Annotated in this window: 14 protein-coding genes; 4 read left to right on the plus strand and 10 right to left on the minus strand. The window is 64.2% G+C overall.

Annotated elements, in window-relative coordinates; all coding sequences use genetic code 11:
• Positions 1 to 124 precede the first annotated feature (124 nt).
• Positions 125 to 535: a lactoylglutathione lyase gene (gene gloA, locus AC1DXS_RS12755; protein ID WP_477737857.1), complete on the plus strand. Its 411-nt coding sequence runs from the start codon at positions 125 to 127 to the stop codon at positions 533 to 535.
• Positions 536 to 561: 26 nt separating this feature from the next.
• Here gloA and eda read toward each other — a convergent pair whose 3' ends face one another.
• From eda to AC1DXS_RS12770, 3 genes are all read right to left on the minus strand, one after another.
• Positions 562 to 1,218 (minus strand): bifunctional 4-hydroxy-2-oxoglutarate aldolase/2-dehydro-3-deoxy-phosphogluconate aldolase, encoded by a 657-nt coding sequence (gene eda / locus AC1DXS_RS12760; RefSeq protein WP_477737858.1) that lies wholly within the window; start codon positions 1,216 to 1,218, stop codon positions 562 to 564.
• Positions 1,209 to 3,026, minus strand: coding sequence for a phosphogluconate dehydratase (gene edd / locus AC1DXS_RS12765; protein ID WP_477737859.1), 1,818 nt, complete (start codon positions 3,024 to 3,026; stop codon positions 1,209 to 1,211). The genes eda and edd overlap by 10 nt, the downstream gene beginning before the upstream one ends.
• Before the next feature lie 210 nt (positions 3,027 to 3,236).
• Positions 3,237 to 3,833 (minus strand): OmpA family protein, encoded by a 597-nt coding sequence (locus tag AC1DXS_RS12770; RefSeq protein WP_477737860.1) that lies wholly within the window; start codon positions 3,831 to 3,833, stop codon positions 3,237 to 3,239.
• Positions 3,834 to 3,941: 108 nt separating this feature from the next.
• Here AC1DXS_RS12770 and AC1DXS_RS12775 point away from each other — a divergent pair, with 108 nt between their 5' ends.
• Together AC1DXS_RS12775 and AC1DXS_RS12780 are read left to right on the plus strand one after the other, a co-directional pair.
• Complete coding sequence (locus AC1DXS_RS12775) at positions 3,942 to 4,490, plus strand: gamma-glutamylcyclotransferase (protein ID WP_477737861.1); 549 nt, start codon at positions 3,942 to 3,944, stop codon at positions 4,488 to 4,490.
• Between the two features lie 85 nt (positions 4,491 to 4,575).
• Entirely contained in the window at positions 4,576 to 5,091 is a 516-nt protein-coding gene (locus AC1DXS_RS12780) for a superoxide dismutase family protein (protein WP_477737862.1), read from the plus strand.
• A 5-nt stretch (positions 5,092 to 5,096) separates the two neighbouring features.
• Here AC1DXS_RS12780 and AC1DXS_RS12785 read toward each other — a convergent pair whose 3' ends face one another.
• The 4 genes from AC1DXS_RS12785 to AC1DXS_RS12800 all read right to left on the minus strand — a co-directional run bounded on the left by AC1DXS_RS12785 (position 5,097) and on the right by AC1DXS_RS12800 (position 9,164).
• Positions 5,097 to 5,645, minus strand: coding sequence for a nucleotidyltransferase family protein (locus tag AC1DXS_RS12785; protein WP_477737863.1), 549 nt, complete (start codon positions 5,643 to 5,645; stop codon positions 5,097 to 5,099).
• Positions 5,645 to 7,939, minus strand: a complete 2,295-nt coding sequence (locus tag AC1DXS_RS12790; RefSeq protein ID WP_477737864.1) for a xanthine dehydrogenase family protein molybdopterin-binding subunit — start codon at positions 7,937 to 7,939, stop codon at positions 5,645 to 5,647. The genes AC1DXS_RS12785 and AC1DXS_RS12790 overlap by 1 nt, the downstream gene beginning before the upstream one ends.
• An 11-nt stretch (positions 7,940 to 7,950) precedes the next feature.
• Positions 7,951 to 8,409, minus strand: a complete 459-nt coding sequence (locus AC1DXS_RS12795) for a (2Fe-2S)-binding protein (protein ID WP_477737865.1) — start codon at positions 8,407 to 8,409, stop codon at positions 7,951 to 7,953.
• 182 nt (positions 8,410 to 8,591) lie between these two features.
• Complete coding sequence (locus AC1DXS_RS12800) at positions 8,592 to 9,164, minus strand: TetR/AcrR family transcriptional regulator (protein ID WP_413325987.1); 573 nt, start codon at positions 9,162 to 9,164, stop codon at positions 8,592 to 8,594.
• Between the two features lie 124 nt (positions 9,165 to 9,288).
• On the opposite strand from AC1DXS_RS12800, the gene pdxH reads away from it, so the two are divergent.
• On the plus strand, positions 9,289 to 9,939 hold the full coding sequence (gene pdxH / locus AC1DXS_RS12805; protein ID WP_477737866.1) for a pyridoxamine 5'-phosphate oxidase: 651 nt from the start codon (positions 9,289 to 9,291) through the stop codon (positions 9,937 to 9,939).
• Positions 9,940 to 9,968: 29 nt separating this feature from the next.
• Here pdxH and AC1DXS_RS12810 read toward each other — a convergent pair whose 3' ends face one another.
• From AC1DXS_RS12810 to pcnB, 3 genes are read right to left on the minus strand one after another with little or no spacing between them, the layout of a single operon-like run.
• Entirely contained in the window at positions 9,969 to 11,321 is a 1,353-nt protein-coding gene (locus AC1DXS_RS12810; protein WP_477737867.1) for an ATP-dependent Clp protease adaptor ClpS, read from the minus strand.
• A gap of 30 nt (positions 11,322 to 11,351) precedes the next feature.
• Positions 11,352 to 11,855 (minus strand): 2-amino-4-hydroxy-6-hydroxymethyldihydropteridine diphosphokinase, encoded by a 504-nt coding sequence (gene folK / locus AC1DXS_RS12815; RefSeq protein WP_477737868.1) that lies wholly within the window; start codon positions 11,853 to 11,855, stop codon positions 11,352 to 11,354.
• Between the two features lie 3 nt (positions 11,856 to 11,858).
• Positions 11,859 to 13,490 carry a polynucleotide adenylyltransferase PcnB gene (gene pcnB, locus AC1DXS_RS12820; protein ID WP_477737869.1) on the minus strand — a complete coding sequence of 544 codons (1,632 nt, stop codon included), beginning with the start codon at positions 13,488 to 13,490 and terminating at the stop codon, positions 11,859 to 11,861.
• Between the last annotated feature and the right edge of the window lie 5 nt (positions 13,491 to 13,495).

Here is a 13,495-nt window from a genome sequence, read left to right on the forward strand (position 1 = left end):
AAAGCTCCTTTCAGCGAGATGCCCGAGGTATACGTCGCCGCAACCTTTGCCCCCGGGAGCCGCCTGCAAGGGAATCCAAGATTGGCGACAATGGGTAAACCACGAATCACCGGCCCATCTTCCTATGCGACTCCTACACACCATGCTGCGCGTTGGCAATCTCCAGCGCTCCATTGATTTTTACACCCAGGTGCTCGGCATGAAGCTGCTGCGCACCTCGGAAAACCCCGAGTACAAATACAGCCTGGCTTTTGTCGGCTACGGCAACAACCCCGAGCATGCCGAGATCGAGCTGACCTACAACTGGGGCACCGACAGCTACGACATGGGCACGGCCTTCGGCCATATCGCGCTGGGCGTGCCGGACGCCTATGCGGCCTGCGAAAAAATCAAGGCCGCGGGCGGCAATGTCACGCGTGAAGCCGGCCCAGTGAAGGGCGGCACCACGGTGATCGCTTTTGTGACCGACCCGGACGGCTACAAGATTGAGCTGATTCAGCGCGCCGAAAACGCCGCGGGCGCTGGTCTGCGCTAAGAGCCGGCGCCAACCCTTACTCGCCCCTACTCGCGCGACAAACGGCAAGCCTGCTGCGCCAGCGCCGTCACCTGCGCCCAGTCGCCGCGCGCCAGCACATCGGCTGGCGTGAGCCAGGAACCGCCCACGCAGACCACATTGGGCAGGCTCAAAAATTCCGCGGCATTAGCCGTCGAGACACCGCCCGTGGGACAAAAGCGCACGTCGCCGAAGGGGCCGCTCCAGGCCTTGAGCATGGCCGGGCCGCCCGCCTGCATGGCCGGGAAAAACTTCAGCTCGGTCAGGCCGTCTTCCTGGGCCATCATGATTTCGCTGCCGGTGGCAACGCCGGGCAACAAGGGCAGGCCGGCATCGCGGCAGGCCTGGCCCACGGCATGGGTGTAACCCGGGCTCACGGCAAAACGCGCGCCGGCCATGGCGCAGGCCTGGGCGTCGGCTGCGCTGCGCACCGTGCCCGCGCCGGTGACGGCCTCGGGCACGTCGCGCGCGATGGCTTCGATGCAGGCGAGGGCCTGCGGCGTGCGCAGCGTGACTTCCAGCATGCGTATGCCGCCGGCCACCAGCGCGCGCGCCAGCAACACCGCCTGTTTCACGTCGGTCAGCACGATGACGGGTATCACCGGCGCATCCTGCATCACCTGCAGGGCGGTCAGCTTGTCGCCGGGTTTGATGTTCACATCCACGATAAGGCTCCTTCTTCAGCCGTCAGCGCGTGGCGGCGCATGCCGGTAAACAATTCACGGCCCATGCCGACGGCGTTGCCCGCGCGCAGGTCGGCGGGCATGGTCTCTAACGGCCTTGCCGCCCATTCAGCCTCCGCGACCAGCACCTTGAGTTCGCCGGTGACGGCATCCACGCGGATCACGTCGCCGTCGCGTACCCTCGCGAGCGGACCGCCGCCGGCGGCTTCGGGCGAGACATGGATGGCGGCCGGTACTTTACCCGAGGCGCCGCTCATGCGGCCGTCGGTGACCAGCGCAACCTTGAAGCCCTTGCCCTGCAGCACGGCCAGTGGCGGCGTGAGCTTGTGCAGCTCGGGCATGCCGTTGGCCTGCGGGCCCTGCCAGCGCACCACGCAAACCACGTCGCGGTCGAGTTCGCCGGCGTTGAAAGCCGCGTGCAGCGCTTCCTGCGAATCAAACACCCGGGCCGGCGCCTCGATGAGGTGTCGGTCATCGGGTACGGCGGAGACCTTGATCACGCTGCGGCCCAGGTTGCCCGTCAGCAGCTTGAGGCCGCCCGTGGCGCTGAAAGGTCCGGCGGCAGGCCGCACGATGGACTCGTCTTTGGAGTTGCCGACGTCATGCCACGCCAGCGCCGCACCGGCCATCGCGGGTTCGCGCGTGTATTCGCGAATGCCACCTTCCCGCACTGTGAGTACATCCTCATGCATGAAGCCCGCGTCCAGCAGTTCACGAATGATGTAGCCGGGGCCGCCCGCGGCCTGGAACTGGTTCACGTCGGCGCTGCCGTTGGGATAGACGTGTGCCAGCGTGGGCACCACGTCGGAAAGGTCGGAGAAATCGTTCCAGTCGATCACGATGCCGGCCGAATGCGCCACGGCCACCCAGTGGATCAAATGGTTGGTGGAGCCGCCGGTGGCGAGCAGCGCAACCATCGCATTGACGATGGCCTTTTCATCCACGATGAGGCCGATGGGCGCAAAGCGCTTTGCCTTGATGATGCCGAGCACGGTGCGCGCCGCCTCACGCGTGAGCTCTTCGCGCAGGGCATTGCCGGGGTTCACAAAAGCGGTGCCGGGCACATGCAGGCCCATGGCTTCAAGCAACAACTGGTTGCTGTTGGCCGTGCCGTAGAAAGTGCAGGTGCCAGGGCTGTGGTAGGACTTGAACTCGGAATCCAGCAAGGCATCGCGGCCGACCAGGCCCTGCGCGGCCTGCTCGCGCACATGGGCTTTTTCCTTGTTGGGGATGCCAGAGGTCATGGGCCCGGCCGGCACAAAGACCGTGGGCAGATGGCCGAAGTGCAGCGCGCCTATCAGCAGGCCGGGCACGATCTTGTCGCACACGCCCAGCATCAGCGCTGCGTCGAACATGTCGTGCGAAAGCGCTACCGCCGTACCCATGGCGATCACGTCCCGGCTGAACAGGCTGAGCTCCATGCCGCTGGTCCCTTGGGTCACACCGTCGCACATCGCGGGCACGCCACCGGCCACCTGGGCCGTGGCGCCCAGCTTGCGGGCTTCGTCCTTGATAAAGGCCGGGTAAGCCTGCAGCGGCGTGTGCGCCGACAGCATGTCGTTGTAGGCGGTGACGATGCCGATGTTGGGCCTGCGCTCGGTCACCACCTTGAAGCGATCGTCCAGCGGCATGCCCGCGAAGGCGTGCGCAACATTGGCACAGCCCATGCGGTCCAGGCCAGGGTCACGTCTGGAGGCTGCCTGCAGCTGGGCGAGATACGCCTCGCGCGTCGGACGGCTGCGCGCCGCGATGCGGGCCGTGATGTCTGAGACTTTGGGATGAAGAGCCATGGTGGAGCTTTAGGAAGTCTGTAGGGTGGGCGCCGGGTCGATGTAACTTTATTACTGACCCTATGGTAACGGGTTACCGATGCATTTGTTGCGCTCGTGGTTACGGTACGGTTACCAAACGCAGTCTGCACGCATGGCGGTGGCTGCGCCGTCGGCGCCCCGCCCTTGCACTTGTCAGCGGCCCACCATGCCGCCCCGCTGCTGGCGCTTTTACTGCAGCGAGATTTCGACGCGGCGCGCCTCGGCGTCGTTGCCGCCGGCCAGTTGTTCCGGTTTCTTCAACTCGATCTGCCGCTCGGGGACGCCCGCAGCCTTGAGCGCATCACGCACGGCCACCGCACGCTGTTTGGCCAGGGCCGCGTTTTTCGCGGCGTCGCCCGTCGCGTCATGAAAACCGGAGATCACCAGCGTGCGCCCGCCCTTGGCCGCCTTGACCAGGTCGGTCATGGCATCGACCGCGCCGGCCGCAAGGTCGGCACTGCCCGACGCGAAATAAAAACGCACCACGCCCTGCTCGACCTTCACGCTGGCGGCATCGGCCGCGGCTTGCGAAGCCTGGGAGGCCTGTATGGCCTGGCTGACCTCGGGAAGGATGGATGCCGGCGCTGCAGACGCAGGTGCTGAAGCAGCCGGCGCGGGGACTGCCGCGGCAACGGCCATTGCGGGAACAGACTGCGGGCCCGAAGGCGGGGCACGGTGCAAGCGATGCAGGCTGATGCCAATGACCAACGTGATGACAAAAGCAATCAGGCCCAGAACGAGCGCCAACACCAAGCCCTGCTGGCCTTCATCGTCCTGAGAAAACATTACCGACTCCCGTCACAAAAACTCAGCCCATTGTAAAGTGCGGCTGTGGAAAATTCAGCCAAGCAAGCGGCCCCAAGCGCCATTTCCGTTTCACGCAACCCGGATCACATGCTGGAAACCGTCATGCGCGAATGGGGCGGCAAGAGTGACCTGTGGATATTCGCTTACGCCTCCCTGATCTGGCGGCCGGAGTTTGAGCATGCGGAAGAGCGCTTCGCCACCATCCACGGCTACCACCGCGCGCTCAAGATGTGGAGCCGCGTGAACCGCGGCACGCCGGAATGCCCGGGCCTGGTCTTCGGCCTGCTGCACGGCGGCAGTTGCAAGGGCATGGCTTTTCGCATCCCGCGCGCGCAGGTGGCCGGCGCCCTGCCCGCCCTGTGGGCGCGCGAGATGCCCAACGGCGTGTACGACCCCAAATGGTTGCAATGCCAGACCGCGCAAGGCGATGTGCGCGCCCTGGCCTTCACGCTGTCCAAACGCAGCCCCAGCCACACCGGCGTGCTCAGCGAAGACGTGTACCGGCGGATTTTTTCGGATTCCTGCGGACGCTACGGCACCACGCGCGAATACGCGCAACTGACGTATGACAAGCTGAAAACCCTGGGTATTCACGACCATGCGCTGGGCAAGCTGCTGGCGCTGGTTAACGGCTAGGAACGGTTTCGTCCTTGCCAGCGCGGGCCATGCGGCCTACAGTTGGCCTCTTTCATTACCGACCAACGCTTGAGGAGACCACACCATGAACTACCGTCTGGCACCGCTTGCCGCCGCCCTTGTGCTCAGCGCCTGCGCATCCACCATGAGCGGCCCGCGCGCCGTGGCCCAGCTGCAAAGCACCACCGGCAACAACGCCACCGGCACGGTCAACTTCACACAAAGCGGCGACAAGGTGCTGGTCTCGGGCGAGATCCGCGGCCTCAAGCCCAATGCCGAGCACGGCTTTCATGTGCATGAAAAAGGCGATTGCTCCAGCGGCGACGGCATGAGCGCCGGCGGCCACTTCAACCCCGGCGGCCAGCCGCACGGCAGCCACTCGGACATGGTCCACCACAGCGGCGACCTGCCCAGCCTCAAGGCCGACGCATCCGGCGTCGCGAAATTCAGCTTTGAATCCAAAACCATTGCCATCGGCAGCGGCATGAACAACATCGTGGGCAAGGGCCTGATCGTGCACCGCGACCCGGACGACTTCAAAACCCAGCCCACCGGCAATTCCGGCCCGCGGCTGGCCTGCGCGGTGATCGCGCTGGTCTAAAAGACTCAGCGTTGCGCGAGTAGCGCTTCGGCGCGCTGCAGATCCTGCAGCGTGTCGATGTCGGTGACCGCGCCCTCATCGAGAACGTCGATAAAGCCGACGGCATTCAGCGCGGCCTGCGCCTGTACCACCGGGGACGCACCCCGGCTTCCCGTCAACGCCTGCAGCGCATCGCGGCAAGCGGCCGAAAACCCGACCGGATGGCCACGCACGCCCTTGAACATGGGCACCGCCACCACATGCCGGGCTAACGCATCGGCCACAGCCAACAGCGTGGCGGCCTGCACCAGCGGCAAATCCCCCGGCAATACCAGCCAGCCCGAGGCGTCAGGCGTGGCGCGCACGGCGGCCGCGATGCTGTCGCCCATGCCGGGGTGTCCCGCATCTTCAAGGTGCCAGGGCAGGCCGCTGGCGGCCACGGCCTCCAGCGTGCGCCCCAGCACCGGCTTGCCGGCCAGCAAGGCCTGCAGCTTGTGCGTGCCGCCGCCGGAGGCGGCAAAGCGCTCGCCCCGCCCCGAGGCCAGCACCAGCACCGTGGGCGCGCCCTTACCCATCACGCCAGCTTGAAGGGCAGCTCGCGCGGTGCCGGTTTGCCCGTGAGCTTGGCGATGGCGTTGGCAAAAGCCGGCGCCAGCGGCGGCAGGCCGGGCTCGCCCAGGCCGGTGGGCGCATCGGCACTGGGCACGATGAACACGGCCACCGTGGGCATGTCGGTGATGCGCGGCACCGGGAAGTCACCAAAGTTGCTTTGCTCCACCACACCGTCTTTCAGCGTGATGGCCGCACCCGGCAGGCACATGGACAAGCCCATAAGCGCCGCGCCCTGCACCTGCGCTTCGATGCTGGTCGGGTTGATCGCAAGGTTGCAGTGCACGCCCGTGGTGATGCCGTGCAGCACCGGCGTGTTGTCCTTGACCGAGGCTTCGACCACATAGGCCACCACGGTATTGAAGGACTCGTGCACCGCCACGCCCCAGGCGCGGCCTGGGACCAGTGTGCGTTTGCCGTAGCCGGACTTGTCGACCGCCAGTTGCAGCGCTGCCGCATGGCGCGGGTGCTTGCTGCCGAACTGCTTCATGCGGTAGGCCACCGGGTCCTGCCCACTGCCGCGTGCAACCTCGTCGATCAGGGTTTCCATGACGTAGGCGGTGTGCGTGGAGCCCACGCTGCGCCACCAGAGCACCGGCACATTGAGCTTGGGATGGTGTACCGACAGGCGCATCGGAATGTCGTAAGGCTCTTTCATGCCTTCAACCATGGTGCCGTCCACGCCGTCCTTGACCATGAAGGCTTCAAACGGCGAGCCGGCGAGAATGGACTGGCCGACGATGACGTGGTCCCAGCCCAGGATTTCGCCCTTTTCGTCAAAGCCGATTTCGGCGCGGTGCACATGCATGGGACGGTAGTAGCCGCCCTTGATGTCGTCCTCGCGGCTCCACAGCGTGCGCACCGCGGCCGTCAACCCGGCGCCGCGCGCGGCCTTTGCGACATTGCAGGCCTCGACCACGTAATCGCTGGTCGGAATCGCACGGCGGCCGAAACCGCCGCCGGCCATCTGCACATTCATCTTGACGTTTTGCGGCGCCACGCCCAGGGCCTTGGACGCGGCCATCGTGTCCAGGCCCGGCATCTGCGTGCCCAGCCAGAGTTCGGCTTTCGCGTCCGAGCCCTGGCCGCTGAGCTGCACGGTGCAATTGAGCGGCTCCATGGGTGCGTGGGCCAGGTAGGGAAACACAAACTCGGCGCTGATCTTCTTGGGAGCCGTTGCCAGCTTGCCGATGTCGTCCTTGTACTTGAGCGCGCCGGTCTTCTGCGCCAGCGCGCGGTAGCTCGCCAGTTGCTGCGCGCTGTCGACTTTCTCGACACCGCTGGTGTCCCACTCGGCCTTGAGCGCATCGCGGCCTTGCTTGGCGGCCCAGTAACCCTCAGCCACCACGGCCACACCCTCGCCGCCGCGGTCCAGCGGCACGCGCAGCACAGCCTTCACGCCGGGCACCGCTTTGGCCGCCGTGTCGTCCAGCGACTTGAGCTTGCCGGCAAACACCGGCGGATGCGCCACCACCGCCGTCAGCATGCCGGGCAGGCGCACGTCGATGCCATAGCTTTGGCCGCCGCTGGATTTGGCGCGTGCATCGAGCCGGCCCGTGGGCTTGCCGATGATGCGGAACTGTTTCGGGTCCTTGAGCGTGACCGCCTCGGGCACCGGCTGCCTCATCGCCGCCTCGGCGAGTTCGCCATACGTCAGGCGCTTGCCGCCGGGGCCGATGACCACGCCTTGCTGGGTGCGCAGGCTGCCCGCGTCCACGCCCCATTGCGCGGCGGCGGCGGACACCAGCATGGCGCGGGTGCGCGCGCCCAATTCGCGGTACTGCGTGTAGGAGTTCTTGATCGAGCCCGAACCGCCCGTAAGGTGCATGCCGAAAGCCGGGTCCACATAGGCTGGGTCGGCATTGCCGTGCTGGCTTTTGACCAGGGCCCAGTCGGCGTCCAGCTCCTCGGCCAGGATCATGGGCAGGCCGGTCTGCACGCCCTGGCCGAAGTCCAGGCGATTGATGGTGACGGTCACCGTGCCGTCCTTGTCGATGCGCACAAAGGCCGAGGGCTGCTGGGTTGGCTTGAGGCTGGACGCGGCGGGCGCGCCGGCCGTCGCCATGGTTTGCGCCTGCGAGAGCAACGGAAAGGCGCCCATCGCAAAGCCGCTGGCGGTCGCGACCTTGAGGAAGTTGCGTCGCTGCAGGGCCGCGTCGGCGATGCCTTGCGCGGCGTCCTGCGCCTTGTGCATCAGGGCCTGCAGGCCTTTGGGGAGCTGGCTGGCGATGCTGGGGGTGTCTGTGGAATTCGAATACATGATGTTCTCCTTCAAGCCAGGGTTTGGGCTGCGTCTTTGATGGCGGCGCGTATGCGCACGTACGTACCGCAGCGGCAGATGTTGCCTGCCATGGCGCCGTCGATGTCGGCGTCGCTGGGTTTGGCGTTGGACTTGAGCAAGGCGGTGGCGCTCATCACCTGGCCGCTCTGGCAATAGCCACACTGCGCCACGTCGTGTTTGACCCAGGCGTCCTGCACCGCCTTCCCGACGCGGTCGGTGGCCACGGCTTCAATGGTGGTGATTTTCTGGCCGGCGGCGGCCGAAATCGGCGTGATGCACGAGCGTATGGGCGCGCCGTTGAGGTGCACGGTGCAGGCGCCGCACAGCGCCGCGCCGCAGCCGAACTTGGTGCCGGTCATGCCCAGCGTGTCGCGCAGGGCCCAGAGGATGGGGGTGGACTCATCGGCGTTGACGGCGGTGTCCTTGCCGTTGATGTTGAGGGTGGGCATCGTGGAACTCCTTGAGGTTGTTGTTAGTGGGCAAAAAGCGGTGAAGAGAAGCAGGAAAGCAGTCAGCGGAGAAATGAGAAAACTACTTATCGAATATATATTCGCTTAAAGAAGGGTTTTTTATCAAAATAACTTGGCCTACTGATATCAGGGGGTATTGCCTTTTCGGGGCGATTCAGCGATCAGGCCTTGATGGCGTCCCAGCACAGGCTGAAGGCCGCCTGGTGCACGGCCTCGTCGTCGGGCAGCACCTGGGTGCGTATCAGGTTGGCGGTTTCCCGCACCGAACCCACCACGCTGGCCGTCAGCAGCGGCAGCGGCACGGGTTTAAAAATCTCCTGCTGCTGGCCCTCTTCCATCAGCGCCAGGAAGCTCGCCGCCAGGCGGGTCGACAGCTCGCGGTTGCCCTGCGTGAACCAGGGGGAGTTGTAGTACTGCTCCTGGAACACCACCTCGGCGTAGCGCTCCAGCCGGTGCCGCAGCAGGTTGCCCCAGATGCGGCGCACCCGGCTGCGCAAGGGGGTGCCGGGGACCACGCCGTCCATCAGGCGCAGCATGGTCGCGGTCTTGGCCTCTTCATAGAGCTGGCTGATCAGTTCGTCCTTGGACGGGTAATAGACGTACAGCGTGCTGGTGGCGATGCCGGCCGTGCGGGCGATGTCGGCCATGGTCAGGCCGCTCAGGCCGGTCTGGGCCACCAGGTTGAAGGTGGCTTCGGCGATCGCACGCTGCTTTTCGTCGTCTTTGGGCTTCATGGGAAGCTGGAAATATAAGCGAATATTAATTCGGCAGCAAGCGCACCCTCGACAACGCAGCATTCACGCGCGGCAAGGGCCGGCTGCCGGCAAGGGCATGGCGCCAGCGGGCACAATCAAGGGCATGAGCCAGCCCACCTCCTCCATCGCCGATCTGCGCAAAAGCTACGAGCGCGCCGAACTCAACGAAGACGCCTCRCAGGCGGACCCGCTCAAACAATTCGAGCAATGGCTGCAGGAAGCCATCGCCGCCGAGGTGCCCGAGCCCAATGCCATGACCCTGGCCACCGTGGCCAGCAACCTGCGCCCCTCCACCCGCATCGTGCTGATCAAGGGCTATGACGAGCGCGGCATCACCTGGTTCACCAACTATGACAGCCGCAAGGGCAAGGAACTGGCCGGCAACCCCTACGCCGCGCTGCAGTTCCACTGGGTGGAGCTTGAGCGCGTGGTGCGCATAGAGGGCGTGGTCGAAAAAGTCTCCGCCGAGGAAAGCGACGCCTACTTCAACACCCGGCCGCTGGATTCCCGCATAGGCGCCTGGGCCAGCCCGCAAAGCGAGGTAATTGCAGGACGCGGCATGCTGGTGGCCAACGCGGCCAAATACGGCGCGAAGTTTTTGCTGCAGCCTCCGCGCCCACCGCATTGGGGCGGCTACCGCCTCAAGCCCGACAACTGGCAGTTCTGGCAGGGGCGCAAAAGCCGGTTGCATGACCGGTTGCGGTACACGCTGCAGGATGGCGGCGGGTGGCTGCGGGAGCGGCTGGCTCCCTAGCCGACGCCTGCTTCACGGCTGAACATCACTCACTTGCCATTGCCGTGTGGCGGCTCCTGGCAAGGCCGAACCTCCACAGCCCGGCACACGAATTGATGACCTTGATCGCGAGCCGCCTCGGTGACAGCCGCCGCAATGGCCTCAGCCCTGTCCAATCCGGCTGTCGGCACCAAAGCGCCACCATTCTTGTGAATCTCCAACATCAAGATGATCGCTTTTTCCCGGTCCAGCTGCAGTTGCTGCATGAGGGTCGTGACGACGAATTCCATAGGTGTCTTGCTGTCATTCAGTATCTCGACACCCGTGGTAAAGCCAGGCGTCGAAAAATCATCCAACGCCAACAAGCTTGTTTCTGCGGGAAAGACACGGGTTGCCGCAATGGGATCTGGGAACGGGTGAGGCGTGCCTTTTGTGGCATGGAGAATCACCTTCCAAATGATATTTCCATCGGTCGAAAGGCCGCTAAAAGTTTTGCCGGGAATCAGATTCAGCACAAACAGGAAAACGTTGTAGGTGGTGAATGTATAGACCACGCACTTGCCAAACGCGCTGGTGGGCCAACCAAAAATTGCGGTGTACAGCAATGTCAGCAGAAACAAGGCGCATTGAGCCAGCAGGCCCGCTGAGAACACCAACAGAGTGTCCCGAATTCCGCGTGGGGCCTGAACATTGCATTGACCACCCAAGCCAGAAATATCAACAGAGAACACTTTGAGGCCAAGCAATCGCGCGGCGGCAAAATGACCTAGCTCGTGAATTGAAATGAGAGCCAAGAATGCGAGGCAGTAGTAGAACCACTCGGTCAGCCTGAACCCTGAAAAGATTGAAAGCATCAAACCACCCACCGGCAAAGACCAATGAATGCGTAACGGGGCACCTTGCACTGTCGCAATCTTCAAGGACCAGGAGTTCATGCCCACTGCACTCGATAGGGTTGCTTTGTCCACCGCCCAGGTACCTCGTGCTGTTCGCACACCGATCAGTGCCGAGGCCAACCCAAAAAGTACCGCGAAGACAGCGACGCCAAGACCCTCATACCGTTTCTCAGAAACGAGCATGAACGCTAGCAGGGAGCCCATAGCCATCAACAGAATTGCGATCACCCACCACGCAACAGGATGCAGCAACGATTGATACCTGTTTGGTCGATTGAGCAACAGGCGCCAGCCGACAGACAGCAAGAATGCTGCTATCAATGCTGGTACAGCCAGCACCGCCAGGACAAAAACAGGCTCAGCCAAAATCCTTGAGCTCAATCTGACCACAGCAATACCGGCCAAGGCGACGAATGGCATGCCACCCACCAGTGCAAGCGCGCCAATTCCGCGTAGCAACCATAGGTTCATTCCGCGTTTGAGCGAATCGTTGATTGAATCTGCCATGGCTGATGAATCGTGAATCTGTCGAGCACGCTACAGACCTGAAAGCTTCTCAATCCGCTGATCTTTAACTGCTTCCAGTTGCAAATCGCTGACCAGGCCAGGCTCAATTTCAACAAGCGGTACCAGCACAAAAGCGCGCTCCCACATGCGTGGATGCGGCACCATCAGGCGCGCTGACTCGATGCTGGCACTGCCGTACAGCAGCAAATCCAGATCCAATGTGCGCGGTGCGTTTGGGTAAGGCCTTTCGCGGCCCGCGGCTTGCTCTATGTGTTGCAGGCTTTGCAGCAATGCGGGAGCGCTTAAGCCGGTTTCAACTTTCACCACCGCGTTGAGGTAGTCGCCAAGCTGGGCCGGGTCAATCGTGGGAGCTTGGCCACCTCCCGACACGAGCGGCGCGGTTTTGTAGATGCTCGAAGCCTTTACCAACTGGGTCTGCGGCAACTGTGCAATCGCTTTGACAGCATGCCGCAAGGCAGCTGCCGCATCTCCCAAATTAGCACCCAGCGCAATATAAGCGCTGACGGTCGCCATGGCTCAGGACTGTGCGTCGCCGCCGGGGGCGCCACCATCGGCGGCCGCGGCCCCGGCACCGCCCGCACGGGGCTTGCGGCGGCGGCGGCGCTTTTTGGCGGGGGGCATGTCGCCCTGCACGTCTGTGCCCGTGCGCTCATCATCATCCGCGCCTTGGTCATCCGGATCGCGGCCTTCCTGGTTGCGGGAGGCAAGAGGGGCCGGGGCATCCGGGCGTTTCACGCGCACCCGCGGCGCCTGCGGCTTGCTCTGCAACTCGCGGCGCGCTTCCTCGATCATCGCGTGGCGTTCGTCGTCATAGGCGGTGCTGAATTTTTCCCACCACTCGGCCAGTTCCATGTCGATCTCGCCGGTCTGCGCGCGCAGGCGCAGGAAGTCGAAGCCGGCGCGGAAACGCGGCTGGTCCAGCAGCGAATAGGGGGCACTGCCCGTGCGCTTTTCAAAGCGCGGCTGCATGGTCCAGATCTCGCGCATGTCGGTGCCCAGCTTGCCGCGGCCCGAGACGTCGCCGATCTTGGCGTTGAAGGCATCGTCAATCGCATCCTGCAGCGCGGGCATGAGGTGCTCGCCGCGCTTCTTGCGCTGCTCCCAGCCTTCGCGCACGTCGGACCACAGCACGCAGGACAGCAAAAAGCTGGGCGCTACCGGCTTGCCTTCTCCTACGCGGCGGTCGGTATCTTGCAAGGCGAGTTTGAGGAAAGGCTCGTCGGCGTTTTCGACCACCACGTCGAGCAGCGGATAAATGCCGGTGCCCAGGCCCAGGAACTTGAGCTGCGCGATGCTGGCCAGCGCATGGCCGGTCTGCAGCAGCTTGAGCATTTCGTCGAACAGGCGCGACTGCGGCACGTCGGCCAGCAGGCCTTTCATCTCGCGCAGCGGGGCCACGGTCTTGTCTTCGAACTTGAAGCCCAGCGCGCTGAGCTTGGCCGCAAAGCGCACGGCGCGGATGATGCGCACCGGGTCTTCGCGGTAGCGCACGGCCGGGCTGCCTATCATGCGGATGATTTTCTTCTTGGCGTCCTTGATGCCGTTGTGATAGTCGACCACCACCTGCGTTTCGGGGTCGTAGTACATCGCGTTGATGGTGAAGTCGCGGCGCGCGGCATCCTGCTCGATGGGGCCCCAGACGTTGTCGCGCAGCACCCGGCCTGAGGCGTCCACCGCGTGCTTCATGCCGGCGAGCTCGCTCTTGCTGGTGCGCTCGTTGCCGCCAACCTGCTCGGCCAGGCTGCTGTCAAGGTGGGCGCGGAAGGTCGAGACTTCGATGACTTCATGCTCGCGCCCGCGGCCGTAGATGACGTGCACGATGCGAAAGCGCCGGCCAATGATGAAAGCGCGGCGGAACAGGGACTTGACCTGCTCGGGCGTGGCGTCGGTGGCGACGTCGAAATCCTTGGGGCGCAGGCCCACCAGCRGGTCGCGCACCGCGCCGCCGACGATGTAGGCCTCATAACCGGCATCCTTGAGCGTGTGCACCACGTCCATGGCGCGGTCGTCCACCAACTTGACGTCGATGCCGTGTTCCTTGACGCCTACGTCCTGGCGCTGCCCGAAGGGGGATTTTTTGACCCGCTTGACGCCGGGTTCCGTGCTGTCGGACTTGCCGAACAGTTTGTCGATGAATTTTTTGATCATGAAAT

Source organism: Polaromonas sp. P3_B1 (assembly GCF_056402935.1).

Excerpts from the sequence above, each read along its gene's own strand:
- gloA (WP_477737857.1), top strand. The coding sequence starts at position 125 with ATGCGACTCCTACACACCATGCTGCGCGTTGGCAATCTCCAGCGCTCC.
- edd (WP_477737859.1), bottom strand. The coding sequence starts at position 3,026 with ATGGCTCTTCATCCCAAAGTCTCAGACATCACGGCCCGCATCGCGGCG.
- AC1DXS_RS12770 (WP_477737860.1), bottom strand. The coding sequence starts at position 3,833 with ATGTTTTCTCAGGACGATGAAGGCCAGCAGGGCTTGGTGTTGGCGCTC.
- AC1DXS_RS12775 (WP_477737861.1), top strand. The coding sequence starts at position 3,942 with ATGCTGGAAACCGTCATGCGCGAATGGGGCGGCAAGAGTGACCTGTGG.
- AC1DXS_RS12780 (WP_477737862.1), top strand. The coding sequence starts at position 4,576 with ATGAACTACCGTCTGGCACCGCTTGCCGCCGCCCTTGTGCTCAGCGCC.
- AC1DXS_RS12785 (WP_477737863.1), bottom strand. The coding sequence starts at position 5,645 with ATGGGTAAGGGCGCGCCCACGGTGCTGGTGCTGGCCTCGGGGCGGGGC.
- AC1DXS_RS12790 (WP_477737864.1), bottom strand. The coding sequence starts at position 7,939 with ATGTATTCGAATTCCACAGACACCCCCAGCATCGCCAGCCAGCTCCCC.
- AC1DXS_RS12795 (WP_477737865.1), bottom strand. The coding sequence starts at position 8,409 with ATGCCCACCCTCAACATCAACGGCAAGGACACCGCCGTCAACGCCGAT.
- AC1DXS_RS12800 (WP_413325987.1), bottom strand. The coding sequence starts at position 9,164 with ATGAAGCCCAAAGACGACGAAAAGCAGCGTGCGATCGCCGAAGCCACC.
- AC1DXS_RS12810 (WP_477737867.1), bottom strand. The coding sequence starts at position 11,321 with ATGGCAGATTCAATCAACGATTCGCTCAAACGCGGAATGAACCTATGG.
- folK (WP_477737868.1), bottom strand. The coding sequence starts at position 11,855 with ATGGCGACCGTCAGCGCTTATATTGCGCTGGGTGCTAATTTGGGAGAT.